At 64.4% G+C, this 23,215-nt stretch carries 18 protein-coding genes; 8 read left to right on the forward strand and 10 right to left on the reverse strand.

What is annotated here, in order from left to right:
- Window positions 1-99: 99 nt before the first annotated feature.
- The 3 genes from dnaQ to AC1G9C_RS12110 form a co-directional block, all read right to left on the reverse strand.
- On the reverse strand, window positions 100-837 hold the full coding sequence (gene dnaQ, locus AC1G9C_RS12100; protein ID WP_031303094.1) for a DNA polymerase III subunit epsilon: 738 nt from the start codon (window positions 835-837) through the stop codon (window positions 100-102).
- An 83-nt stretch (window positions 838-920) separates the two neighbouring features.
- Window positions 921-1,373, reverse strand: coding sequence for a ribonuclease HI (gene rnhA / locus AC1G9C_RS12105; RefSeq protein ID WP_480410331.1), 453 nt, complete (start codon window positions 1,371-1,373; stop codon window positions 921-923).
- A 51-nt stretch (window positions 1,374-1,424) separates the two neighbouring features.
- Complete coding sequence (locus AC1G9C_RS12110) at window positions 1,425-2,183, reverse strand: methyltransferase domain-containing protein (protein WP_021443945.1); 759 nt, start codon at window positions 2,181-2,183, stop codon at window positions 1,425-1,427.
- 72 nt (window positions 2,184-2,255) lie between these two features.
- Here AC1G9C_RS12110 and gloB point away from each other — a divergent pair, with 72 nt between their 5' ends.
- Together gloB and AC1G9C_RS12120 are read left to right on the forward strand one after the other, a co-directional pair.
- Window positions 2,256-3,029, forward strand: a complete 774-nt coding sequence (gloB, locus tag AC1G9C_RS12115; protein ID WP_480410332.1) for a hydroxyacylglutathione hydrolase — start codon at window positions 2,256-2,258, stop codon at window positions 3,027-3,029.
- A gap of 174 nt (window positions 3,030-3,203) precedes the next feature.
- The gene (locus AC1G9C_RS12120; protein ID WP_480410333.1) at window positions 3,204-4,769 is read left to right on the forward strand and encodes a lytic transglycosylase domain-containing protein; all 1,566 of its coding nucleotides are present in this window, start codon (window positions 3,204-3,206) and stop codon (window positions 4,767-4,769) included.
- Here AC1G9C_RS12120 and AC1G9C_RS12125 read toward each other — a convergent pair whose 3' ends face one another.
- A complete protein-coding gene (locus AC1G9C_RS12125; protein WP_480410334.1) occupies window positions 4,770-6,191 on the reverse strand; it encodes an HDOD domain-containing protein in 1,422 nt (473 codons plus the stop codon).
- Window positions 6,192-6,359: 168 nt separating this feature from the next.
- On the opposite strand from AC1G9C_RS12125, the gene AC1G9C_RS12130 reads away from it, so the two are divergent.
- Genes AC1G9C_RS12130 through fabI form a run of 6 tightly spaced genes read left to right on the forward strand, consistent with a single transcriptional unit; the run spans window position 6,360 to window position 14,578 of the window.
- The gene (locus tag AC1G9C_RS12130) at window positions 6,360-8,189 is read left to right on the forward strand and encodes an extracellular solute-binding protein (protein ID WP_397498445.1); all 1,830 of its coding nucleotides are present in this window, start codon (window positions 6,360-6,362) and stop codon (window positions 8,187-8,189) included.
- Window positions 8,186-10,033 (forward strand): extracellular solute-binding protein, encoded by a 1,848-nt coding sequence (locus tag AC1G9C_RS12135; protein ID WP_480410335.1) that lies wholly within the window; start codon window positions 8,186-8,188, stop codon window positions 10,031-10,033. The genes AC1G9C_RS12130 and AC1G9C_RS12135 overlap by 4 nt, the downstream gene beginning before the upstream one ends.
- Entirely contained in the window at window positions 10,033-11,118 is a 1,086-nt protein-coding gene (locus AC1G9C_RS12140; RefSeq protein ID WP_122107982.1) for a microcin C ABC transporter permease YejB, read from the forward strand. The genes AC1G9C_RS12135 and AC1G9C_RS12140 overlap by 1 nt, the downstream gene beginning before the upstream one ends.
- Window positions 11,119-11,120: 2 nt before the next feature.
- Complete coding sequence (locus tag AC1G9C_RS12145) at window positions 11,121-12,140, forward strand: ABC transporter permease (RefSeq protein WP_480410336.1); 1,020 nt, start codon at window positions 11,121-11,123, stop codon at window positions 12,138-12,140.
- Window position 12,141: 1 nt separating this feature from the next.
- Window positions 12,142-13,755 (forward strand): ABC transporter ATP-binding protein, encoded by a 1,614-nt coding sequence (locus tag AC1G9C_RS12150; RefSeq protein ID WP_480410337.1) that lies wholly within the window; start codon window positions 12,142-12,144, stop codon window positions 13,753-13,755.
- Window positions 13,756-13,783: 28 nt separating this feature from the next.
- Window positions 13,784-14,578: an enoyl-ACP reductase FabI gene (gene fabI / locus AC1G9C_RS12155; RefSeq protein ID WP_021443954.1), complete on the forward strand. Its 795-nt coding sequence runs from the start codon at window positions 13,784-13,786 to the stop codon at window positions 14,576-14,578.
- Between the two features lie 130 nt (window positions 14,579-14,708).
- On the opposite strand, the gene AC1G9C_RS12160 is transcribed toward fabI, so the two are convergent.
- The 6 genes from AC1G9C_RS12160 to tig all read right to left on the reverse strand — a co-directional run bounded on the left by AC1G9C_RS12160 (window position 14,709) and on the right by tig (window position 23,138).
- Window positions 14,709-16,556, reverse strand: coding sequence for a SurA N-terminal domain-containing protein (locus AC1G9C_RS12160; RefSeq protein ID WP_480410338.1), 1,848 nt, complete (start codon window positions 16,554-16,556; stop codon window positions 14,709-14,711).
- A gap of 191 nt (window positions 16,557-16,747) precedes the next feature.
- Entirely contained in the window at window positions 16,748-17,020 is a 273-nt protein-coding gene (gene hupB, locus AC1G9C_RS12165) for a nucleoid-associated protein HU-beta (protein ID WP_003239952.1), read from the reverse strand.
- Between the two features lie 135 nt (window positions 17,021-17,155).
- The gene (gene lon / locus AC1G9C_RS12170) at window positions 17,156-19,552 is read right to left on the reverse strand and encodes an endopeptidase La (protein ID WP_397498450.1); all 2,397 of its coding nucleotides are present in this window, start codon (window positions 19,550-19,552) and stop codon (window positions 17,156-17,158) included.
- Window positions 19,553-19,703: 151 nt separating this feature from the next.
- Entirely contained in the window at window positions 19,704-20,984 is a 1,281-nt protein-coding gene (gene clpX / locus AC1G9C_RS12175; RefSeq protein ID WP_021443957.1) for an ATP-dependent Clp protease ATP-binding subunit ClpX, read from the reverse strand.
- 109 nt (window positions 20,985-21,093) lie between these two features.
- Window positions 21,094-21,735: an ATP-dependent Clp endopeptidase proteolytic subunit ClpP gene (gene clpP, locus AC1G9C_RS12180; protein WP_031303098.1), complete on the reverse strand. Its 642-nt coding sequence runs from the start codon at window positions 21,733-21,735 to the stop codon at window positions 21,094-21,096.
- A gap of 92 nt (window positions 21,736-21,827) precedes the next feature.
- On the reverse strand, window positions 21,828-23,138 hold the full coding sequence (gene tig, locus AC1G9C_RS12185) for a trigger factor (RefSeq protein WP_480410339.1): 1,311 nt from the start codon (window positions 23,136-23,138) through the stop codon (window positions 21,828-21,830).
- Window positions 23,139-23,215: the final 77 nt, after the last annotated feature.

Here is a 23,215-nt window from a genome sequence, read left to right on the forward strand (position 1 = left end):
GGTCCGACCTGCCCATCGTCTCAGGGTAGAGATTCGCCCGAACGGGCGGAACCCCCCATGCGTCACGCTATACGAAAAGGTCGCAATTGCGCTGTTGGCTTATTCCGGCGCCTGTTCCAACTGCGCCCACAAGGCCGGCCCACCGGCGGATTTCTCGATGGCCGCCAGCCGCGTCAGGTGCGCGGCCAGCTCGTCCTGGCTGGCGCGAATCACCCGGGTACGCGGCCGCGCGGCGTCCAGACGGCGGATCGGAGTGGCCTGCTGACGACCGCTGCCATCGCCGTCGCCGCCTTCGCCGGCCAGCGACAGGTTGGTCTGCCCGCCGGTCATCGCCAGGTAGACGTCGGCAAGGATCTCCGAGTCGAGCAAGGCGCCGTGCAGTTCGCGGTTGGAGTTGTCCACGCCGTAGCGCTTGCACAGCGCATCCAGGCTGTTGCGCTGCCCCGGATGCCGCTCGCGCGCCATCATCAGGGTGTCGAGCACGGTGCAGTAGTCGCTGACGTCGGCGCGCTCGCTCTGCCCCAGCAGGGCGAACTCGTTGTTGATGAAGCCGACGTCGAACGCCGCGTTGTGGATGATCAGCTGGGCGCCCTTGATGAATTCGTAGAACTCATCGGCCACGTCCTTGAACCGCGGTTTGTCGGCGACGTATTCGTTGGTGATGCCGTGAACCGCGATGGCGCCTTCGTCGATCTCGCGATCCGGGTTGAGGTAGACGTGAAAATGCCGCCCGGTCAGGCGCCGGCCCATCAGCTCGACGCAGCCGATCTCGATGATGCGGTGCCCCTCGGCGACCGGCATACCCGTGGTTTCGGTGTCCAGCACCACGTAGCGGATGACACTGTTATCGCTTGTCACGTCTCGTCTCTCTCATCAATCGCTTGCCGCACGCGGCCAACGCGGCATCTTAACCCAGCGGCTCAGCGCGCCGCGCGCACCTCGTCGACGCCGCGGTTGGCCAGCTGGTCGGCACGCTCGTTGCCAGGATGGCCGGTGTGGCCGCGCACCCATTGCCAACTGACCTGGTGACGGTTGACCTCCTCGTCCAGCTTCTGCCAGAGGTCGGCATTCTTCACCGGCTCCCTGGCAGCGGTTTTCCAGCCGCGCTTCTTCCAGTTCGGCAGCCATTCCTGGATGCCCTTCATCACGTACTGCGAGTCGGTCACCAGCTTGACCGAGCAGGGCCGGGTCAGGGCGACCAGCCCGGCAATCGCCGCCATCAGCTCCATGCGATTGTTGGTGGTACTGGGATCGCCGCCCCAGAGTTCCTTTTCCGCCCCCCGGTAGACCAGTAGAGCGCCCCAGCCGCCGGGGCCGGGATTGCCCTTGCAGGCACCATCGGTATAGATCACGACTTGATCGGTTTCAGACATTGTTTCCAGGCCTACGAAAATCGCCGCGCGCAGGCGCTTCTCGTAGAGCGCCTAACGTTCGGCATTGCGCCGGCTGACCTTGGCCACCGGCATCGGCAGCAGCTTGCCCATGGGCTCGCGGCGTGCCGGACGCAGCGGGCGCAAGCCGACCACCAGCTTGCGCGCCACCAATAGATAGAAGCCGGCGCCCGGCAACTGCCAGGCCTCGCCCCATTGCTCCAGTCGGCTCAGGCGCGCTTGCCAGGCCGCTGCAGCGAGCGGCGGACGATAGCACCCGAAGCGGCGTTTCTCCAGCGCGAAGCCGAGCAGGGTCAACCAGTCGCCGACCCGATTGGGCGAGATGCAGCGTGCGCGCTTGAGTCCGTCGCCGGCGAACAGGCTGCAGGCGCCCCAGCTGCTCCAGGGGTTGATGCCGAGAATCAGCAGATGGCCGCCCGGCCGCACGCTGCGCGCCGCCTCGCGCAGCAGGCCGTGCGGTGACAGGCTGAAATCCAGGCCGTGCTGCAGCACCACCACGTCGGCGGCGTGCTCGCTGAGCGGCCAGGCCTGCTCCTCGCAGACGATCTGCACCCCCGGCAGCGGCGCCCCGAGGCGCACGTTGCACTGGATCTGCCCGGCATCCGGCGGCGGCTCGGCACCGGGGCCATAGCTGACCAGGTAACCGCCGAAGAATTTCGCCAGCTCCTCCTCCAGCAGGCGCCGCTCCTCGCCCAGCAGCAACTGGCCGAGCGGCCCGGCCAGCCAGTCACGGGCCTCGCCGATCAGCTTGAGCCAGTCGGGGTCGGCCTGGGCGAATGCCTGATCGCTCATCGGATTCCTCTCATGACAGTCGTCGTGCATGGGGACTAAGATGCACCTTTATTAGCAGCTTAGCGACCCGCAATGATCCGCATCGACGCCCTGCCCGCCTTCACCGACAACTACCTCTGGTTGCTGCAGGATGCCGCCAGCCAGCGCTGCGCCGTGGTCGACCCGGGCGATGCGGCGCCGGTGCTGGCCTGGCTGGCGGCCCATCCGGGCTGGCAACTCAGCGACATCCTGGTCACCCATCATCATTTCGACCATGTCGGCGGCATCGAAGGGCTCAAGGCCGCCACCGGCGCCCGCGTGCTCGGTCCGGCAGACGAAAACATCCCGGGACGGGACCTGGGCCTGAGCGACAACGACAGCATCGAGGTGCTCGGCCTGAAGTTTCGGGTCATCGCCGTGCCCGGTCATACCCTCGGTCATATCGCCTATTACCAGGCCGAGCAGCACCTGCTGTTCTGCGGCGACACCCTGTTCGCCGGCGGCTGCGGGCGCCTGTTCGAGGGCACGCCACAGCAGATGCACGAATCGCTCGGGCGGCTGGCGGCGCTGCCCGGCGCCACCCAGGTGTATTGCACCCATGAGTACACCCTGAGCAACCTGCGCTTCGCCCAGGCGGTGGAGCCGGACAATCCGCAGATAGCCGCCCGTCTGGCCGAGGTCAGCCGCTGGCGCGAGGCCGGGCGCATCAGCCTGCCCTCGAACATCGCCCTGGAACTGGCCAGCAACCCCTTTCTGCGCACTGCCGAGGCTGCGGTGATCGGCGCCGCCGAACGGCGCGACGGCCGGCCCCATGCAGAACCAAGCGCTGTGTTTGCCAGCCTGCGCGCCTGGAAAGACCAGTTCTAAACGCACCACAGGCACGCAAAAAAACGCCTGGAGCGTTTTTTGACGTCGCTCTGCGACGGCCCGGCAGGCTGACCGACAGGGATGCCGGTCACAAAAGACTGGTGAAAACTTGACCAGTCCAGGCTCGATTCCTAGAATCGCCCGACCTTTTCGCCGGGAATACCACCTCGACCAATGCCCTTATCACCACGCAAGCCCTTGAATTTAAAGGCATTGGCACAAAGCACTCAGGTGCTCGTGGTGATGTGCTGCATGACCCTGGCCGGCTGTCAGAGCCTGGCCCCGTCCGCTCCGGCCGACGCCGACACCTCGCGCGCCGTCGGCCTGGAGCGTGAACCGGAGTGGCTCAGCAGCCAGATCAAGCCTCGCGAATACGCCGACATCTGGGAGCGCATGCGCGACGGCTTCAAGCTGCAGGACGAGATCGGCATCAACCCGCGCATCGAACGCCTGCGCCTGTGGTACGCCAGCAACCCCAAGCACGTCGATACCGTCAGCGAACGCAGCGCCCCCTATATCCACTACATCGTCGAACGCCTGGCCGAGCGCGACATGCCCATGGAGCTGGCACTGCTGCCGGTGATCGAGAGCGCCTACGACCCGCAGGCCTACTCCTCCGCCCACGCCGTCGGCCTGTGGCAGTTCATCCCCTCCACCGGCCGTCACTACAACCTGCGCCAGACCAGTTGGTACGACGGCCGCCGCGACGTCACCGCCTCGACCCAGGCTGCGCTCAACTACCTGAGCCGCCTGCACGAGATGTTCAACGGCGACTGGCTGCTCGCCCTGGCCGCCTACAACGCCGGCGAAGGCCGCATCAGCCGGGCCATCGAGCGCAACGAGAAACTCGGCCTGCCCAGCGACTACTGGAACCTGGCGCTGCCCAAGGAAACCGAAGACTACGTGCCCAAGCTGCTGGCCCTGTCGCAGGTGATCCTCACCCCGGAGGCCTACGGCGTGAGCCTGTCGCCGGTGGCCAACGAGCCCTATTTCGAACAGGTGGCGATCAAGCAGCACATGGACCTGTCGCGTGTCGCCCGCCTGGCCGACCTCGACGAGGAGGAGCTGCTGCAGCTCAACCCCGCCTACAAGCGCGGCGTCACCCTCGACGGCCCGCAGCACCTGCTGGTGCCGACGGACAAGGCGGAGATGCTCAGCGCCAACCTGGCCCTGATGAAACCGCAGGAGCTGGTCGCCTGGCAGAGCTACACCGTGCGCGCCGGCGACAGCCTGCATGGCATCGCCAACCGCCATCACCTGACGGTGAACACGCTCAAGGACGTCAACCGCCTCAGTGGCAACAACCTGCGTATCGGCCAGGTGCTGACCATTCCCGGCAAGCCCGGCGCGCAGCCGAGTGAACCGCTGTACCAGCGCAGCACGGCACAGGCGCCGGCGGCGCGCAGCTATCAGGTGAAAGACGGCGACAACCTGTGGCAGATCGCCCGCGCCCACCAGGTCTCGGTGCACGACCTGCAGCGCTGGAACAAGCTGCGGGGCAACCAGTTGAAGGTCGGCCAGCGCCTCAGCCTGGCGCCTGCCGACAAGCGCAGCCAGGTCGCCAGCAACACGCGCAGCAGCACCTCGCGCGACAAGGCCACCTACTACCGGGTGCAGAAAGGCGACTCGCTGTACGTCATCGCCAAGCGTTTCAAGATCGACCTCAAGCGCCTGCAGGCCTGGAACCCGCGCAGCAGCAGCCTGCGCCCGGGGCAGATGCTGACCCTCTACCTGCCCTGATCAGCGCCGGCTCAAGGCCTCCAGACAACGCCCGGTCAGCTGGGTGAAACGCTGGAAGGCGACGAACTGCTCGTGGCGCAGCGCGCGCCCGGACAGCCGGCTGTCGGCGTAGAGCACGCCGATCTCCCGCGTCCCCGCAATGATCGGCGCGATAAAGAACATCCCCGCTCCCAGGCTGCGGCGGATCGGCTGGGTGACCAGCTCGGCCAGGTTGTAGCTGGCCGGCACGCCCATCCAGATCGCCTCGCGATGACGCAGGGCATAGCTGAAGACATGCGGCTGTTCCACCTGCTCGGCCGGCAGGACGAAATCCTTCAACCACTGCTCGGTCTTGTCGCCGATCACCCGCTTGGCGCGGAAACAGCTCTGCTCGTCGGCCAGCACCGCCAGCATCACCCGCTCCAAGCCGGCGCCGCGATGCAGCCCCTTGAGCAGGGTGTCGAGGATCAGGCCGACGTCGCCGCGCTTGCTCACCATCAGGCCGAGATCCTGCAAGGCCTGCTGCAGCACCAGCAGATCCGGCTGCAACAGGCGCGCCTTGCGCTCCTCCTGCTGCAGGCGGATCTGTTCGGGGTCGGTATTGGGAATCAGTCGGCACAGCTTGCTGGCGCCGAAGGTGGAGGCCACCTTGACCGCCTCCTCGGCGCTGGCCAGCACCTGCTGCAGGGCTTCCTCCGGGCTGAGGTCGACGAAGGCGGCCATCTTCGCCAGCACCGCCTCCATTTCCGGCGAATCCCAGCCGTGCAGCGCCGCCTCGCTGATGCGCACGCCCAGCTGCACCGCATAGGCCGCCGGATCGTGCTGGTTGGCGCCGGCATGCGCCAGGCTGACGGTTTCGCCCAGGTTCCAGCTTTTCACCAGGCCCTGGGTCAACTGCCGGAAGCTGGTGCCGAGCACCTCGCGCACCGCCTCGTCCACCTCCACCCCGGGCTGGGCCAGGGCGGCGGCCAGCTCGTCGGCCTGTTCGCCGCCGCAGCCCCAGAACGCCAGTTCGCCCAGGTGATGGAGCAAGGCGGCGATGAACACTTCCTCGGCATGCTTGGAGAGCACGTACCCGGCGATGTTGCGCGCCTGCACCGCGGCGTGGAAGGAGCGCGCGAGCAGCTCCTGCAGCTGCTCGCGCGGAGCGCGGGTGAGCAGACCGTCGATCAGGCTGACCGACAGGCCGATCAGCCGCACGTTGTCGAAACCGATCAGCACGATGGCCCGCGAGATGGTCTTGATGGCCTCCTGCGAGGGGTTGTAATAGACGCTGTTGCCGACCCGCAGCACCTTGGAGGTCAGCGCCGCGTCGCGCAGCAGCACGTCGGCCAATTGCTGCACCGAGGCCGAATCCTGCTGCGCCAGGCGCTGCAAATCCTGCACCACGGCGGCCAGCGCGGGCAGTTCGGCTTGGTTCAAGCGATCGATCCATGACTGCAAACCATGGCTACGTTCTGGCAAATCGGTACCCTCGCTGAGCTTTCCCCAAGTGTATGCCAAAGTGCTGTCATTGCTTGCCTGGCACGGCGGTCTTTTTCCTGCCGATACAAGCTGTTACTGTACCGACCCAGAAGCCCAAAAGCCGCCATGGATCGGATCTCACCCCCGATGCGTTCCCCCCTCCCGCTGTTCCTCAGCCTGGCCTTGAGCTTTCCCGTCTCTGCGACCATCAGCGAGAGCCACGGCTACGCCCAGTTCGGGACGCTCAAATACCCCGCCAGCTTCAGCCATTTCGACTGGGTCAACCCCGAGGCGCCCAAGGGCGGCACCCTGCGGATCATGGCCTCGGGCACCTTCGACACGCTCAATCCCTACACTTTCAAGGGCAGCAGCCCGATCTCCACTGCGCATTTCCTGCAGTACGGGGTCAACGAGCTCAACGAGCCGCTGATGGTCGGCACCGGCGCCTACGACCCCTCCGGCGACGAGCCGGCCTCCAGCTACGGGCTGATCGCCGCCAGCGTGGAGTACAGCGAGGACCGCAGCTGGGTGGTGTTCAACCTGCGTCCCGAGGCGCGCTTTCACGACGGCAAGCCGATCACCGCCTACGACGTGGCCTTCTCCTACCGCCTGCTGCGCAGCGACGGCCATCCGCAGTACCGCACCCACCTGCAGGAGGTGAAGCGGGTCGACATCCTCAATCGCCAGCGCATCCGTTTCGTCTTCAAGCGCGCCGGCAACCCGCTGCTGATCCTGCGCCTGGGCGAGCTGCCGGTGCTGCCGCAGCACTACTGGAAGGACCGCGACTTCAAGGCCACTACCTTCGAGCCGCCGTTGGGCAGCGGCCCCTACCGCATCGCTCAGGTGGTGCCGGGGCGAAGCCTGGTGTTCCAACGGGTCAAGGACTGGTGGGGCAAGGATCTGCCGGTCAATCGCGGCAAGTACAACTTCGACCGCGTCGAGGTGGAGTTCTACCGCGACAACCACGTGGCCTTCGAGGCCTTCAAGGCCGGCGAATTCGACTTCTACATCGAGAACCAGGCGAAGAACTGGGCCAACGGCTACCGCTTTCCCGCCGTCACCCGCGGCGAGGTGATCCGCGCCGAGATCGCCCACCAGATCCCTACCCAGACCCAGGCACTGTTCATGAACACCCGCCGCGGCCTGTTCGGCCAGCGCAAGGTGCGTGAGGCGCTGGGACTGATGTTCGACTTCGAGTGGACCAACCGCACCCTGTTCAACAACTCCTACGTGCGCGCCAGCAGCTACTACCCCAACAGCGAGTTCTCCGCCACCGGCAAGCCGGAAGGCGCCGAGTGGCTGCTGCTGTCGCCGCACCGCGACAAGCTGCCGGCGCGGCTGTTCAGCCAGCCCATAGTGCAACCGGTGACCGACGGCCGCGGCATCCCGCGGGAAACCTTGCGCCGCGCCCTGGGTCTATTGGCCGACGCCGGCTGGAAGCCTGCCGGCCAGGAGCTGCGCAACGCCCGCGGCGAGCGTTTCGAATTCGAGATCATGCTGGTCAACCCCAGCCTCGAGCGCATCCTCCAGCCCTACGTCGCCAACCTGGCCAGCATCGGCATCCGCGCCAACCTGCGCACCGTCGACCGCGCCCAGTACAAACAGCGCCTCGACCAGTTCGACTACGACATGATCCTGCTGACCCTGCCGCAAACCTTGAGCCCCGGCCTGGAACAGTCGCTGTATTTCCACTCCAGCCAGGTGAACGTCAAGGGCAGCAAGAACTACGCTGGCGTCGCCCATCCGGTGGTCGACGCGATGATCGACAAGCTGCTCTCGGCGCAGACCCGCGACGAACAGATCGCCGCCACCCGCGCCCTGGACCGGGTCTTGCTTTGGCAGCACTACAGCATCCCCAACTGGTACATCAACTATCACCGCCTGGCGTACCGCAACCGGTTCGCCTTCGTCACCACGCCGCCCTACACCCTGGGCCTGCGCACCTGGTGGCTGAAGCCCACGGAGAACGCTCGATGACCCACCCGCTGCGCAGTTTCCTGCTTCACGGTAGCAGCCTCATCCTGCTCGGCCTGGCCGGCCTCGCCCTCGCCGCCCCCAAACACGCGGTCACCCTCTACGACGAGGCGCCCAAGTATCCGGCCGGCTTCCAGCACTTCGAATACGCCAACCCCGATGCACCGAAAGGCGGCACCTTCCGCCAGGCCGGCTTCGGCGGCTTCGACAGCCTCAACCCCTTCATCAACAAGGGCGTCGCCGCCGACGATATCGGCCTGATCTACGACACCCTCACCGTGCAGAGCCAGGACGAGCCGTTCAGCGCCTACGGCCTGGTGGCGGAGAAGATCGAGAAGGCCCCCGACAATGCCTGGGTACGCTTCCACCTGCGCCAGGAGGCACGCTTTCACGACGGCACGCCGATCACCGCCGAGGACGTCAAGTTCACCTTCGATACCCTGATGGAGAAAGGCGCGCCCATGTACCGCGGCTACTACGCCGACGTCGAGCGGGTCGAGGTGGAATCGCCGCAGCGCGTGCGCTTCGTCTTCAAGCACGCCGGCAATCGCGAACTGCCGCTGATCGTCGGCCAGTTGCCGGTGCTGCCCAAGCACTGGTGGGCCGAGCGCGACTTCAGCAAGAGCAACCTGGAGGTGCCGCTCGGCAGCGGCCCGTACCGGGTCGCCCGGGTGCAGGCCGGGCGCAGCATCCGCTACGAGCGGGTGACGGATTGGTGGGCCAAGGACCTGCCGGTGAGCCGCGGTTTCTACAACTTCGACGCCATCCAGATCGACTACTACCGCGACAACACCGTGGCCCTGGAGGCGCTCAAGGCCGGCCAGTTCGACTACTGGCTGGAGACCAGCGCGAAGAACTGGGCCACCGCCTACAGCGTGCCGGCCGTGGCCAACGGCCAGCTGGTCAAGGAAGAGATCCAGAACCGCAACCCCACCGGCATGCAGGGCTTCGTCTTCAATACCCGCCGCGCGCAGTTCCAGGATCGCCGCGTGCGCGAGGCCCTCGGCCTGCTGTTCGACTTCGAGTGGGCCAACAAGCGCCTGTTCAACGGCGCCTACACCCGCACCCGCAGCTACTTCGACAACTCCGAGCTGGGCTCCAGCGGCCTGCCGGGCGAGGACGAACTGGCCATTCTCGAACCGCTGCGCAGCCAGATCCCGGCCGAGGTATTCAGCGAGGAGTACCGCGTGCCGACCACCGACGGCAGCGGCATCATCCGCGAGCAGCAGCGCCGCGCCTACCAGTTGCTGCAACAGGCCGGCTGGCGCATCGACGGCGACCGCATGCTGGATGCCAGCGGCCAGCCGGTGAGCTTCGAGTTCCTCCTGGCGCAGACCGAATTCGAGCGCATCCTGCTGCCGTTCAAGCGCAACCTGGCCGATCTCGGCATGGAGCTGGTGATCCGCCGGGTCGACGTCTCGCAGTACATCAACCGCCTGCGCTCGCGCGACTTCGACATGATCGTCGGCGGCTTCGGTCAGTCCAACTCGCCGGGCAACGAGCAGCGCGAGTACTGGCACTCCTCCAGCGCCGACAATCCCGGCAGCCGCAATTTCATCGGCCTCAAGGACCCGGCCATCGACCAGATCGTCGAGGGGCTGATCAACGCCGACTCGCGCCAGAGCCTGATCGCCCATACCCGCGCCCTCGACCGCGTGCTGCTGTGGGGCCACTACGTGATCCCCAACTGGCACATCAAGACCTGGCGCGTGGCCTACTGGAACCGCTTCGAACACCCCAAGGTGACGCCGCTCTATGACATCGGCCTGCACACCTGGTGGGTACGCCCTGGCCTCGAAGAGCCAAGCGAGGCCCAGCAACAGGCGACCGAAGAGGCGAAGCAATAATGCTGGCCTATATCCTTCGCCGCCTATTGCTGATCATCCCGACCCTGTTCGGCATTCTGGTGATCAACTTCGTCATCATTCAGGCCGCGCCCGGCGGCCCGGTCGAGCAGATGATCGCCAAGTTGGAGGGGTTCGATGCGGCCGCCGGCGGCGCCACCGGGCGCATCGGTGGTGGCGGCGCCGAAGTCTCGGTGGCCGGCTCCAACTATCGCGGCGCCCAGGGCCTCGACCCGCAGCTGATCGCCGAGATCGAGAAGATGTACGGCTTCGACAAGTCGGCGCCGGAGCGTTTCTGGATCATGCTGAAAAACTACGCGCAGCTGGACTTCGGCGAGAGCTTCTTCCGCGACGCCAAGGTCATCGACCTGATCGTCGAGAAAATGCCGGTGTCGATCTCCCTGGGGCTGTGGAGCACCTTGATCATGTACCTGGTCTCCATCCCCCTGGGGATCGCCAAGGCCACCCGCCACGGCAGCGCCTTCGACGTCTGGACCAGCTCGGCGATCATCGTCGGTTATGCCATCCCGGCCTTCCTCTTCGCCATCCTGCTGATCGTGCTGTTCGCCGGCGGCAGCTACTTCGACTGGTTCCCGCTGCGCGGCCTGACCTCGAACAACTTCGATGAGCTCAGCCTCGGCGGCAAGATTCTCGACTATCTCTGGCACCTGGTGCTGCCGGTCACCGCGCTGGTGATCGGCAACTTCGCCACCCTGACCCTGCTGACCAAGAACAGCTTCCTCGACGAGATCAACAAGCAGTACGTGGTCACCGCCCGCGCCAAGGGCCTGACCAACCACCGCGTGCTCTACGGTCACGTGTTCCGCAACGCCATGCTGCTGATCATCGCCGGCTTCCCCGCCGCGTTCATCGGCATCTTCTTCACCGGCTCCTTGCTGATCGAAGTGATCTTCTCCCTCGACGGACTCGGCCTGATGAGCTTCGAGGCGGCGATCAACCGCGACTACCCGGTGGTGTTCGGCACCCTGTTCATCTTCACCTTGCTGGGGCTGATCGTGAAATTGATCGGTGACATCACCTACACCCTGGTCGATCCGCGCATCGACTTCGAAAGCCGGGAGGGCTGAATATGAAGCTTTCCCCGCTCAATCAACGGCGTTTCGAGCGTTTCAAGGCGCACAAGCGCGGCTGGTGGTCGCTGTGGCTGTTCCTCGTGCTGTTCGGCCTGAGCCTGGGCGCCGAGCTGATCGCCAACGACAAGCCGCTGGCGGTGCGCTACGACGGCCAGTGGTACTTCCCGGTACTCAAGCGCTACCCGGAGACCGTGTTCGGCGGCGAATTCCCGCTGCAGGCCAACTACAAGAGCCCCTATATCCAGGAGCTGATCGCGGAAAAAGACGGCTGGATGCTCTGGCCGCCGATTCCCTTCAGCTACTCGAGCATCAACTACGACCTGGAGGTGCCCGCCCCCGCCCCGCCCTCGGCGCAGAACTGGCTGGGCACCGACGATCAGGGCCGCGACGTGCTGGCGCGGGTGATCTACGGCTTTCGCATCTCGGTGCTGTTCGCCCTGATCCTGACCCTGGCCAGCTCGGTGATCGGCGTGATCGCCGGCGCCCTGCAGGGTTTCTACGGCGGCTGGGTCGACCTGCTTGGCCAGCGCTTCCTGGAAATCTGGTCGGGCCTGCCGGTGCTCTACCTGCTGATCATCCTGGCCAGCTTCGTCCAGCCGAACTTCTGGTGGCTGCTGGGCATCATGCTGCTGTTCTCCTGGATGAGCCTGGTCGACGTGGTGCGCGCCGAATTCCTGCGCGGGCGCAACCTGGAGTACGTGCGTGCGGCACGGGCGCTGGGTATGGAGAACGGCGCCATCATGTTCCGCCATATCCTGCCCAACGCCATGGTCTCGACCATGACCTTCATGCCCTTCATCCTCACCGGGGCGATCGGCACCCTGACCGCCCTGGACTTCCTCGGCTTCGGCCTGCCACCCGGCGCACCCTCGCTCGGTGAACTGGTCGCCCAGGGCAAGAGCAACCTGCAGGCGCCCTGGCTGGGCATCAGCGCCTTCGCCGTGCTGGCGATCATGCTGAGCCTGCTGGTGTTCATCGGCGAAGCCGCCCGCGATGCCTTCGACCCGAGGAAATGACATGAGCCAGCACGAAACCCTGCTGCAAGTACGCGACCTGGCCGTCGAGTTCGTCATGGGCGAGCAATGCCAGCGCGTGGTCGAAGGCGTCAGCTTCGACATCCGCAAGGGCGAGACCCTGGCCCTGGTTGGCGAGAGCGGCTCGGGCAAGTCGGTCACCGCCCACTCCATCCTGCGCCTGCTGCCCTACCCGCTGGCGCGCCATCCGGCCGGCAGCATCGAGTACGCCGGCGAGGACCTGCTCAAGCTCGGCGAGGGCCGTCTGCGCGGCATCCGCGGCAACCGCATCGCCATGGTGTTCCAGGAGCCGATGACCTCGCTCAACCCGCTGCACAGCATCGAAAAGCAGATCAACGAGGTGCTCGCCCTGCACAAGGGCCTGCGCGGCAAGGCCGCCAGCGCCCGCACCCTGGAACTGCTGGAGCTGGTCGGCATCCCCGAGCCAGCCAAGCGCCTCAAGGCCTACCCGCACGAGCTGTCGGGCGGCCAGCGCCAGCGGGTGATGATCGCCATGGCGCTGGCCAACGAGCCCGAGCTGCTGATCGCCGACGAACCGACCACCGCACTGGACGTCACCGTGCAGCTGAAAATCCTCGAACTGCTCAAGGATCTGCAGGCGCGCCTGGGCATGTCGCTGCTGCTGATCAGCCACGATCTCAATCTGGTGCGCAGAATTGCCCATCGCGTATGTGTCATGCAGCAAGGTCGCATCGTCGAACAGGCGTCGTGTGAAAACTTGTTCCAGGCGCCACAGCATCCCTATACCAAGGAACTGCTCGGCGCCGAACCCAGCGGCGAGCCCGCGGCCAACCCCGTGGGCCAGCCGCTGCTGGAAGTGGGCGACCTGCGCGTATGGTTCCCGATCAAGAAGGGCCTGCTGCGCCGGACGGTAGATCATGTCAAGGCGGTGGACGGCATCAACTTCAGCCTGCCCCAGGGTCAGACCCTGGGCATAGTCGGCGAAAGCGGTTCCGGCAAATCCACCCTGGGCATGGCCATCCTGCGGCTGCTCGCCAGTCGCGGCGACATCCGCTTCCAGGGCCAGCAGTTGCAGGGGCTGAGCCAGCATGAGGTACGGCCGCTGCGGCGGCAGATGCAGGTGGTGTTCCAGGACCCCTTCGGCAGCCTGAGCCCGCGCATGTCGGTGGGCCAGATCGTTGGCGAGGGCCTGCGCATCCATGGCATGGGCAACGAGGCGGAGCAGGAACAGGCGATCATCGACGCGCTTTTGGAGGTAGGGCTGGACCCGCAGACGCGGCACCGCTACCCCCACGAGTTTTCCGGCGGGCAACGGCAGCGGATTGCCATTGCCCGGGCACTGGTGTTGAAACCGGCGCTGATCCTGCTGGACGAGCCCACCTCGGCGCTTGACCGCACGGTACAGCGTCAGGTGGTGGAGTTGTTGCGCGGCTTGCAGGCCAAGTACAACCTGACCTATCTGTTTATTAGCCATGACCTGGCGGTAGTCAGAGCGCTAAGCCACCAACTGATGGTGGTCAAGCAGGGCCAGGTGGTCGAACAGGGGTCTGCCGAGTCGATCTTCGGCGCACCGCAACACCCTTATACACAGCAGTTGCTGGAAGCCGCTTTCATGGCCCCGGCAACCGCTCACTGATCCTTGAAACAGGAAGAGGAATAGCACAATGGGTTTTCTAACCGGTAAGCGCGTACTCATCGTTGGCGTTGCCAGCAAACTGTCCATCGCCTCGGGTATCGCCGCCGCCATGCACCGCGAAGGTGCCGAGCTGGCTTTCACCTACCAGAACGAAAAGCTCAAGGGCCGCGTCGAGGAGTTCGCCGCCGGCTGGGGCTCCAGCGCCGACCTGTGCTTCCCCTGCGACGTGGCCAGCGATGAGGAGATCGACGCGGTATTCGAAGCGCTGAGCAAGAAGTGGGACGGCCTGGACTGCATCGTCCACTCCGTCGGTTTCGCCCCGGGCGACCAGCTCAATGGCGACTTCACCGCGGTGACCACCCGCGAAGGCTTCAAGATCGCCCACGACATCAGCGCCTACAGCTTCGTTGCCCTGGCCAAGGCCGGCCGCGAGATGATGAAGGGCCGCAACGGCAGCCTGCTGACCCTCTCCTACCTGGGTGCCGAGCGCACCATGCCTAACTACAACGTCATGGGCATGGCCAAGGCCAGCCTGGAAGCCGGCGTCCGCTACCTGGCCGGCAGCCTCGGCCCGGAAGGCACCCGCGTCAACGCCATCTCCGCCGGGCCGATCCGCACCCTGGCCGCCAGCGGCATCGCCAGCTTCCGCAAGATGCTGGCTGCCAACGAGAAGCAGACCCCGCTGCGCCGCAACGTCACCATCGAGGAAGTCGGCAATGCCGGCGCCTTCCTCTGCTCCGACCTGGCCTCGGGCATCAGCGGCGAGATCATGTACGTCGACGGCGGCTTCAACACCACCGCCATGGGCGCGATGGAAGACTGAGGGACTCGTTCTCGGCAATAGCAGATTGCCGGGAACGACTTGAGACGCCCCATCAGGCAATAAAAAACCCGCACGATGTGCGGGTTTTTTATTGCCCGAAGAGCGCCTCGAACGAGGCGCCCGGAAAGGCTTAGAAACGCTCGATATCGGCCTTGGCTTCGAGCTGCTTGCGGTAGGCGGCGAAGTCCTGCTGACCGGCGCGCGAGGCCAGGAAGTTGCGGTACATGCCCAGCTCCTCCGCGCTCAGCGCCTGCTCCGGCACATTCACCCCGTCCAGGCGCAGCAGCACGTAGTCGCCGTTGTTCAGCGTCACCCCGGCATAGGTCGGCGCGCCTGCGGCAGCCGGCTTGGGCATGCGGAACAGCGCCTGCAGCACCTTGGGCTCGACGCCCTCCTGGCTGCGCGTCGCCGCTTCCTGCACCTGCCAGCTCTCGCTGCTGCCCTCGCCGGCCTGTACCGCCGCCAGCAGCTTCTCGCCTTCGGCCTTGGCCGCGGCCGCGGCGCGCTCCTGCAACAGGTGGCCGCGAATGCTCTCGGCGACCTGCTCCAGCGGCAGCTGTTCGGGCTTCTTGTGCTCCTTCACCCGGACCACCACGACCGTGCTCGGATCCAGTTCGATGGTGGAGCTGTTGTTGCCGTCTTCCAGCACTTCCGGGCTGAACGCCGCCTGCAGCACCTGGCGGTTGGCGGTGACGCCAGTGGCGCCGCCTTCGCGACCGACCGCCTCGCTGACCTTGACCTCCAGACCGAGTTCCTGCGCCGGCTGCGCCAGATCGGACGCCTCGAACGCCGCGTCTTCCAGCTGCTTGGTGGCCTCGACGAAGCGCTGCTCGACCTGCTGCGCCTTGTAGTCGCGCGCCAGCTTGTCCTTCAGGCTGTCGAAACTCGGCACCTCGGGCGCCTGCACGCCGAGCAGTTTGATCAGGTGCCAGCCGAATTCGCTCTTCACCGGTGCAGACACCTGGCCCTGCTGCAGGGCGTAGAGCGCCTCTTCGAAAGACGGGTCGTAGACGCCGGGGCCGGCGTAACCCAGATCGCCGCCATCGGCAGCGGAGCCCGGATCCTGGGAGAACTCCTTGGCCAGCGCGGCGAAGTCCTCGCCGGCGTCGATACGCGTCTTGAGCTCCTCGAGCTGAGTACGCGCCGCCTCGTCGTCGCCCTCGATCAGGATATGCGCAGCCTGGCGTTGCTCGGCCAGGTTGGCGATTTCGCTCTGATACAGCGGCTGCAGCTCTTCGTCGCTGACCTCGACCTGATCGAAGAAGCTGTCCTTGTGCAGCTCGACGTATTCCAACACCACCTGCTCGGGGCTCATGAACTCGCTGGCGTGTTCGTCGTAATAGGCCCGCACGTCGTCATCGGCCAGCTCGACCGTCGTCGGGTCGGCCTTGATCGCCAGGCTGGCGAAGTCGCGGGTCTGCCGCTCCAGGCTGGCGAACGCACGGGCTTCCTGCTCGGTGACGAAGCTGCTGGCACCGAGGCCGGCGCGCAGCTGACCGATGAGCATTTCCTCTTCCAGCATCTTGCGGAACTGCAGGCGGCCGTAGCCCATCTGGCGGATCACCTGATCGAAGCGCGCGGCATCGAATCGGCCATCGACCTGGAATTCGGGGGTTTGCAGAATGACCTGATCCAGCGCCGCCTGGGAGAAGGCGAAATCGGCATCGCCGGCGCCCTGCAGCAGCAGCTTGCGGTCGATCAAGCCCTTGAGTGCGGACTCACGCAGCAGGCGCTCGTCGAGCAGCGAAGCATCGAAATCACGCCCCAGCTGTTGCAGCAGCTGACGACGCTGCATTTCCACGGCCTGGCCCAGCTCGTTGAGCGTGACCTCGTCACCGTTGACCGCGGCAGCATTCTGGCTGTTGCTGGTGCCGGTGAGAATCGCCTCGAAGCCGGTAAAGGCCATCAGCAGGACGATGAGGCCGATGATGGTTTTGGCAATCCAACCCTTTGAATTGTCCCTGATATTTTGCAGCATGCTTCCCCCAGAACGTCCGTAAAGAATGACCGGCCGCGCAGCGTGGGTAATGTCCGGATAGAAGAAAGGCGCATCCGAGGATGCGCCTTCTCGTAACGTGCGAAGCGGCTGATGCAGGCTGAGCCGACCTTGGCGCTTCGCGACCGCTGCGCAACCTGTGCGCAGCGGCGGGGCAAAGACCCGGAAGACGCTTAGTTGACGGCGTCTTTCAGAGCTTTACCGGCTTTGAAGCCCGGGATCTTGGCAGCAGCGATGCTGATCGGCTTGCCGGTCTGCGGGTTGCGACCAGTGCGAGCAGCGCGCTCTTTGACAGCGAAGGTACCGAAACCAACCAGTACAACGGAATCGCCAGCCTTCAGAGCGCCAGTGACGGATTCAATCACTGCATCCAGCGCGCGGCCAGCAACAGCTTTCGGGATATCAGCAGATGCAGCGATGGCATCGATCAGTTCCGACTTGTTCACTCTAAGTCCCCTTATTTCTGTTGAGTTTGTTTCTTGATTTTTAGTGTAAGCAAAGCGGGTGCTGGATGGCCTGCCGACACAATAAGAGCCGCTTTATAACAAGGGCTCAAAAAATGTGTCAAGGAAGCCCCCCGGCTAATGCGTGCTGATTCGCTCCTTGGAATCAGACTCGCGTTTGTCATCCGTTGCAACCATCTCCGGAGCCGCATCGGGCAAGGGCTCCGGGGCGTATTGCAGCGCAATTTGCAGGACCTCGTCAATCCATTTAACCGGTTTAATCTGCAGGTCTTGCTTAATATTTTCCGGAATTTCCCGCAGGTCGCGCACGTTTTCTTCCGGAATGATCACCGTCTTGATCCCGCCCCGGTGAGCCGCCAGAAGTTTTTCCTTGAGCCCGCCAATGGCCAACACCTGACCACGCAGGGTGATCTCGCCGGTCATGGCCACATCGGCGCGCACCGGAATCTGGGTCAGTGCCGACACCAGCGCGGTGCACAGGCCGATACCCGCGCTGGGGCCGTCCTTGGGCGTGGCGCCTTCCGGCATATGGATGTGAACGTCGCGCTTCTCGTTGAAATCGGCGGCGATCCCCAGGCTCTTGGCGCGACTGCGCACCACGGTCATGGCAGCGGTCATGGACTCGGCCATGACGTCGCCGAGCGAGCCGGTCTTGATCAGCACGCCCTTGCCCGGTACCACGGCGGTTTCGATGGTCAGCAACTCGCCGCCCACCTGGGTCCAGGCCAGACCGGTGACCTGGCCGATCTGATCCTGCTGCTCGGCCAGGCCGTAACGGTACTTGCGCACGCCGAGAAAATGCTCCAGCGACTCGGCCGTGACCTGAACCTGGAAGCGCTTCTCGCGCAGGTGCTCCTTCACCGCCTTGCGGCAGACCTTGGCGATCTGCCGCTCCAGGCCGCGCACCCCGGCCTCGCGGGTGTAGTAGCGGATGATGTCGCGAATGGCGCCTTCGTCGAACGCCAGCTCGCCCTTCTTCAGGCCGTTGGCCTGGGTCTGCTTCGGCGCCAGGTACTTGATGGCGATATTGACCTTCTCGTCCTCGGTGTAGCCCGGCAGGCGGATGACTTCCATGCGGTCCAGCAGCGGCCCGGGAATGTTCATCGAGTTGGCGGTGCAGAGGAACATCACGTCGGACAGGTCGTAATCGACTTCCAGATAGTGATCGTTGAAGTTGTGGTTCTGCTCCGGATCGAGCACCTCGAGCAACGCCGAGGCGGGGTCGCCACGCATGTCCTGGCCCATCTTGTCGATCTCGTCGAGCAAGAACAACGGGTTGCGCACGCCGACCTTGGTCATCTTCTGGATCAGGCGGCCGGGCATCGAGCCGATGTAGGTGCGGCGGTGGCCGCGAATTTCGGCTTCGTCGCGTACACCGCCCAGGGCCATGCGCACGAACTTGCGGTTGGTCGCAGTGGCGATGGACTCGGCCAGCGAGGTCTTGCCCACGCCGGGCGGGCCGACCAGGCAGAGCACCGGCCCCTTGAGCTTCTTCACCCGCTTCTGCACGGCGAGGTACTCGAGGATGCGCTCCTTGACCTCCTCCAGGCCGTAGTGGTCGGCATCGAGAATGCTCTCAGCGCGCGCCAGGTCGAGACGCACCTTGCTCTCGGCCTTCCACGGCACGTTGACCAGCCAATCGATGTAGGTACGCACCACGGTGGCTTCGGCAGACATCGGCGACATCTGCTTGAGCTTGTTCAGCTCGGCATTGGCCTTGGTCAGCGCCTCCTTGGACAGACCGGCGTTGTCGATGCGCTTGCGCAGCTCGTCGAGCTCGCTATGCCCTTCGTCGATGTCGCCCAGCTCCTTCTGAATGGCCTTCATCTGCTCATTCAGGTAGTACTCGCGCTGGCTGCGCTCCATCTGCTTCTTGACCCGGCCGCGAATGCGCTTTTCCACCTGCAGCAGGTCGATCTCGGCATCCAGCAGCGCCAGCACATGCTCGACACGAGCGGACAGCGAGGTGATTTCGAGGATCTCCTGCTTCTGCTCGATCTTCAGTGCCATATGCGCCGCCATGGTGTCGACCAGCCGGCTCGGCTCGTCGATGCCGTTGAGCGAGGACAGCACCTCGGCCGGCACCTTCTTGCCCAACTGCACGTACTGCTCGAACTGGCTCAGCAGGCTGCGGGTGAACACCTCGGACTCGCGCTCGGCGGTGTCACCCTCCTCAATCAGTTGCACCTCAGCACGGCAGTGGCCGTCGACCTCTATGAAGCGCTCGATGGCACCGCGCTGCTCGCCCTCGACCAGCACCTTGACGGTGCCGTCGGGCAGCTTGAGCAGCTGCAGTACGGTGGCGACGGTACCGACCCGATACAGATCCTGATCATCCGGATCATCGACCGCAGGATTCTTCTGGGCGACCAGAAGAATCTGCTTGTCGCCCGTCATCGCTGCCTCCAGGGCTTCGATAGATTTCTCGCGCCCGACAAAAAGCGGGATCACCATGTGCGGATAGACCACAACATCGCGCAATGGCAGGAGAGGCAATTCGATGGTTGTCTTCATGATTTCGGCTCAGCGGCGGCCATAAGGCCGTAAACAGATGGGATTACCCTTGGCTTTTAAGATGGGGGTAGGCCCGGCAAAAAACAAGCACTGCGGCCAGAAAAGCGAAGGGGCCCAGCGGGCCCCTTCATTGCACCATGTAACTTGAGCGTTACACGTCTGGCGCGGCTTTGGCTTGCGGCTCGCTGTTCTCGTAGATCAGCAGCGGCTTGGAGCTGCCTTCGATCACGCTCTCGTCGATCACCACCTTGCTCACTTCCTGCTGGGAAGGGATCTCGTACATGGTGTCGAGCAAGATACCCTCGAGGATCGAACGCAGGCCGCGGGCGCCGGTCTTGCGCTCCAGGGCCTTGTGTGCGACTGATTTCAGCGCATCCGGACGGAACTCCAGATCCACCCCTTCCATCTCGAACAGCTTGGCGTACTGCTTGGTCAGCGCGTTCTTCGGCTCGGTGAGAATCTGTACCAGCGCCGCTTCGTCCAGCTCCTCGAGGGTGGCGATCACCGGCAGACGACCGACGAACTCGGGGATTAGACCGAACTTAACCAGATCGTCCGGCTCCACTTCACGCAGGGACTCGCCGAGTTTCTTACCGGTGTCCTTGCTGCGCACCTCGGCGTTGAAACCGATGCCACCCTTGGTCGAGCGCCCCTGGATGACCTTCTCCAGGCCGGAGAAGGCGCCGCCGCAGATGAACAGGATGTTGCGCGTATCGACCTGCAGGAACTCCTGCTGCGGATGCTTGCGCCCGCCCTGCGGCGGAACCGAGGCCACGGTGCCTTCGATCAGCTTGAGCAGCGCCTGCTGCACGCCCTCGCCCGACACATCGCGGGTGATCGAGGGATTGTCCGACTTGCGCGAGATCTTATCGATTTCATCGATATAGACGATGCCCATCTGGGCCTTCTCGACGTCGTAGTCGCACTTCTGCAACAGCTTCTGGATGATGTTCTCGACGTCCTCGCCCACGTAACCGGCTTCGGTCAGGGTGGTGGCGTCGGCGATGGTGAACGGCACGTTGAGCAGACGCGCCAGGGTTTCCGCCAGCAGGGTCTTGCCCGAGCCGGTCGGACCGATCAGCAGAATATTGCTCTTGCCCAGCTCGACATCGTCTTTCTTGTCGCGCTGGTTGAGGCGCTTGTAGTGGTTGTACACCGCTACCGAAAGCACCTTCTTGGCCCGCTCCTGACCGATCACATACTGATCGAGGATGCTGCTGATTTCCTTGGGAGCCGGCAATTTGTGCGCACTGCTCTCGGCCTGGGCTTCCTGCACCTCCTCGCGGATGATGTCGTTGCACAGGTCGACGCACTCGTCGCAGATGAATACGGAGGGACCGGCAATCAATTTGCGTACTTCATGCTGGCTTTTGCCGCAGAAAGAGCAATAGAGCAGCTTGCCGTTGTCCTCGCCGTTGCGGGTATCAGTCATTCGATCAATCCAATACGGTAGGCTTGAAACACAAGATGAAGGCAAATGCGGGCATTTTCAAGCCCGCGACGCGGCCGACTCGTCGCCGACCGCTCTATGGCGCGGTGCTTCAGACCGCCAGTTGACGCTTGTCCAGAACCTTGTCGATCAGACCGTACTCCACCGCCGCCTCGCCGCTCATGAAGTTGTCGCGGTCGGTATCCTTGGCGATGACCTCGATCGGCTGGTTGCAGTGGTCGGCGAGGATCTTGTTCAGGCGCTCGCGAATGGTGAGGATCTCGCGGGCATGGATCTCGATATCCGAGGCCTGGCCCTGGAAGCCGCCCAGCGGCTGGTGGATCATCATGCGCGAATGCGGCAGGCAGTAACGCTTGCCGGCGGCGCCGCCAGCCAGCAGCAACGCCCCCATGCTGCAGGCCTGGCCGATGCAGATGGTGGAGACGTCCGGTTTGATGAACTGCATGGTGTCGTAGATCGACATGCCGGCAGTCACCGCACCGCCCGGCGAGTTGATGTACAGGTGGATGTCCTTGTCCGGGTTCTCCGCCTCGAGGAACAGCAGCTGCGCCACCACCAGGTTGGCCATGTAGTCTTCAACCGGGCCGACCAGGAAGATCACCCGCTCTTTGAGCAGGCGCGAATAGATGTCGTAGGCACGCTCACCGCGGGCCGACTGTTCGACGACCATGGGCACCAGGCCGCCGGCGGCCTGGATGTCGGGCATGTGTTGCATAAAAGGATTGCGGGACATGTCTTGCGCTCACTCCCTAAATAGTCATGTCTCAAATACGCATAAGCCAGCACTAAGGCTGGCTTATGGTGTGCTCGAACGAGGTTGCGAGATCAGTCGGCTTTCGGGGCTTCTGCCGGCTTGACTGCGTCTTCGTAGGAGACCGTTTTGTCGGTCACGTTGGCCTTCTGCAGAACAGTATCTACAACTTGTTCTTCCAGTACAACCGAGCGAACTTCGTTCATCTGCTGGTCGTTCTTGTAGTACCAGGCCACGACCTGCTCCGGCTCCTGGTAGGCCGACGCCATTTCCTGGATCAGCTCGCGCACGCGGGCGTCATCGGGCTTCAGCTCGAACTGCTTGACCACTTCGGCGACGATCAGACCCAGCACGACGCGGCGCTTGGCCTGCTCTTCGAACAGCTCGGCCGGCAGCTGATCCGGCTTGATGTTGCCGCCGAACTGCTGAACGGCCTGCACGCGCAGACGGTTCACTTCGTTGCTGATCAGCGCCTTCGGCACTTCGACCGGGTTGGCGGCCAGCAGGCCGTCCATCACCTGGCTCTTCACCTTGGACTTGATGGCCTGGCGCAATTCGCGCTCCATGTTCTTGCGTACTTCGGCGCGGAAGCCTTCCAGACCGCCTTCCTTGATGCCGAACAGGGCGAAGAACTCGTCGTTCAGCTCAGGCAGTTGCGGGGCGGAAACGCTGTTCACGGTGACGGTGAACTCGGCGGTTTTGCCGGCCAGGTCGAGGTTCTGGTAATCCTCGGGGAAGGTCGGGTTGATCACGCGCTCTTCACCAGCCTTGACGCCGACCAGGGCATCTTCGAAGCCCGGGATCATGCGAGCGGAGCCCAGCACCAGCTGAGTACCCTTGGCGCTGCCGCCGGCGAAGGCTTCGCCGTCGATCTTGCCGACGAAGTCGATGTTCAGCTGGTCGCCATTCTCGGCGGCACGCTCGACGGCTTCGAAACGGGTGTTCTGCTTGCGCAGGATGTCCAGCATGTTGTCGACGTCGCTATCGACCACGTCGGCTTGCAGGCGCTCGATGGCGATGGAGTCGAAACCGGCAACCTGGAACTCGGGGAACACTTCGAAGGTGGCGACGTATTCCAGATCCTTGCCCTTCTCGAAGGACTTCGGCTCGACGGACGGCGCACCAGCCGGGTTCAGCTTCTGCTCGACCACGGCTTCGTAGAAGGTGGCCTGGATCAGGTCGCCCAGGGCTTCCTGACGAGCGGCGTCTTCGTAACGCTGACGGATGACGCTCATCGGCACCTTGCCAGGACGGAAGCCAGGAACCTTGGCGCGACGGGCAGTCTGCTGCAGACGCTTGTTGACTTCGGTCTCGATGCGCTCGACGGGGACGCCGACGGTCATGCGGCGCTCAAGAGCAGAAGTGCTTTCAACAGAAACTTGCATGGATATTCCTCGTTGCACAGACATAAGCCGGCTCGAACCGGCCCCGAATCAAGGGCATGCATTCTAGAGGGTCGATG

The organism is Pseudomonas sp. ABa2, assembly GCF_056676075.1.

Coding starts and splice junctions, on each gene's coding strand:
- rnhA (WP_480410331.1), bottom strand. CDS start 1,373: ATGTCTGAAACCGATCAAGTCGTGATCTATACCGATGGTGCCTGCAAG.
- AC1G9C_RS12110 (WP_021443945.1), bottom strand. CDS start 2,183: ATGAGCGATCAGGCATTCGCCCAGGCCGACCCCGACTGGCTCAAGCTG.
- gloB (WP_480410332.1), top strand. CDS start 2,256: ATGATCCGCATCGACGCCCTGCCCGCCTTCACCGACAACTACCTCTGG.
- AC1G9C_RS12120 (WP_480410333.1), top strand. CDS start 3,204: ATGCCCTTATCACCACGCAAGCCCTTGAATTTAAAGGCATTGGCACAA.
- AC1G9C_RS12130 (WP_397498445.1), top strand. CDS start 6,360: ATGCGTTCCCCCCTCCCGCTGTTCCTCAGCCTGGCCTTGAGCTTTCCC.
- AC1G9C_RS12135 (WP_480410335.1), top strand. CDS start 8,186: ATGACCCACCCGCTGCGCAGTTTCCTGCTTCACGGTAGCAGCCTCATC.
- AC1G9C_RS12140 (WP_122107982.1), top strand. CDS start 10,033: ATGCTGGCCTATATCCTTCGCCGCCTATTGCTGATCATCCCGACCCTG.
- AC1G9C_RS12145 (WP_480410336.1), top strand. CDS start 11,121: ATGAAGCTTTCCCCGCTCAATCAACGGCGTTTCGAGCGTTTCAAGGCG.
- AC1G9C_RS12150 (WP_480410337.1), top strand. CDS start 12,142: ATGAGCCAGCACGAAACCCTGCTGCAAGTACGCGACCTGGCCGTCGAG.
- fabI (WP_021443954.1), top strand. CDS start 13,784: ATGGGTTTTCTAACCGGTAAGCGCGTACTCATCGTTGGCGTTGCCAGC.
- AC1G9C_RS12160 (WP_480410338.1), bottom strand. CDS start 16,556: ATGCTGCAAAATATCAGGGACAATTCAAAGGGTTGGATTGCCAAAACC.
- lon (WP_397498450.1), bottom strand. CDS start 19,552: ATGAAGACAACCATCGAATTGCCTCTCCTGCCATTGCGCGATGTTGTG.
- clpX (WP_021443957.1), bottom strand. CDS start 20,984: ATGACTGATACCCGCAACGGCGAGGACAACGGCAAGCTGCTCTATTGC.
- clpP (WP_031303098.1), bottom strand. CDS start 21,735: ATGTCCCGCAATCCTTTTATGCAACACATGCCCGACATCCAGGCCGCC.
- tig (WP_480410339.1), bottom strand. CDS start 23,138: ATGCAAGTTTCTGTTGAAAGCACTTCTGCTCTTGAGCGCCGCATGACC.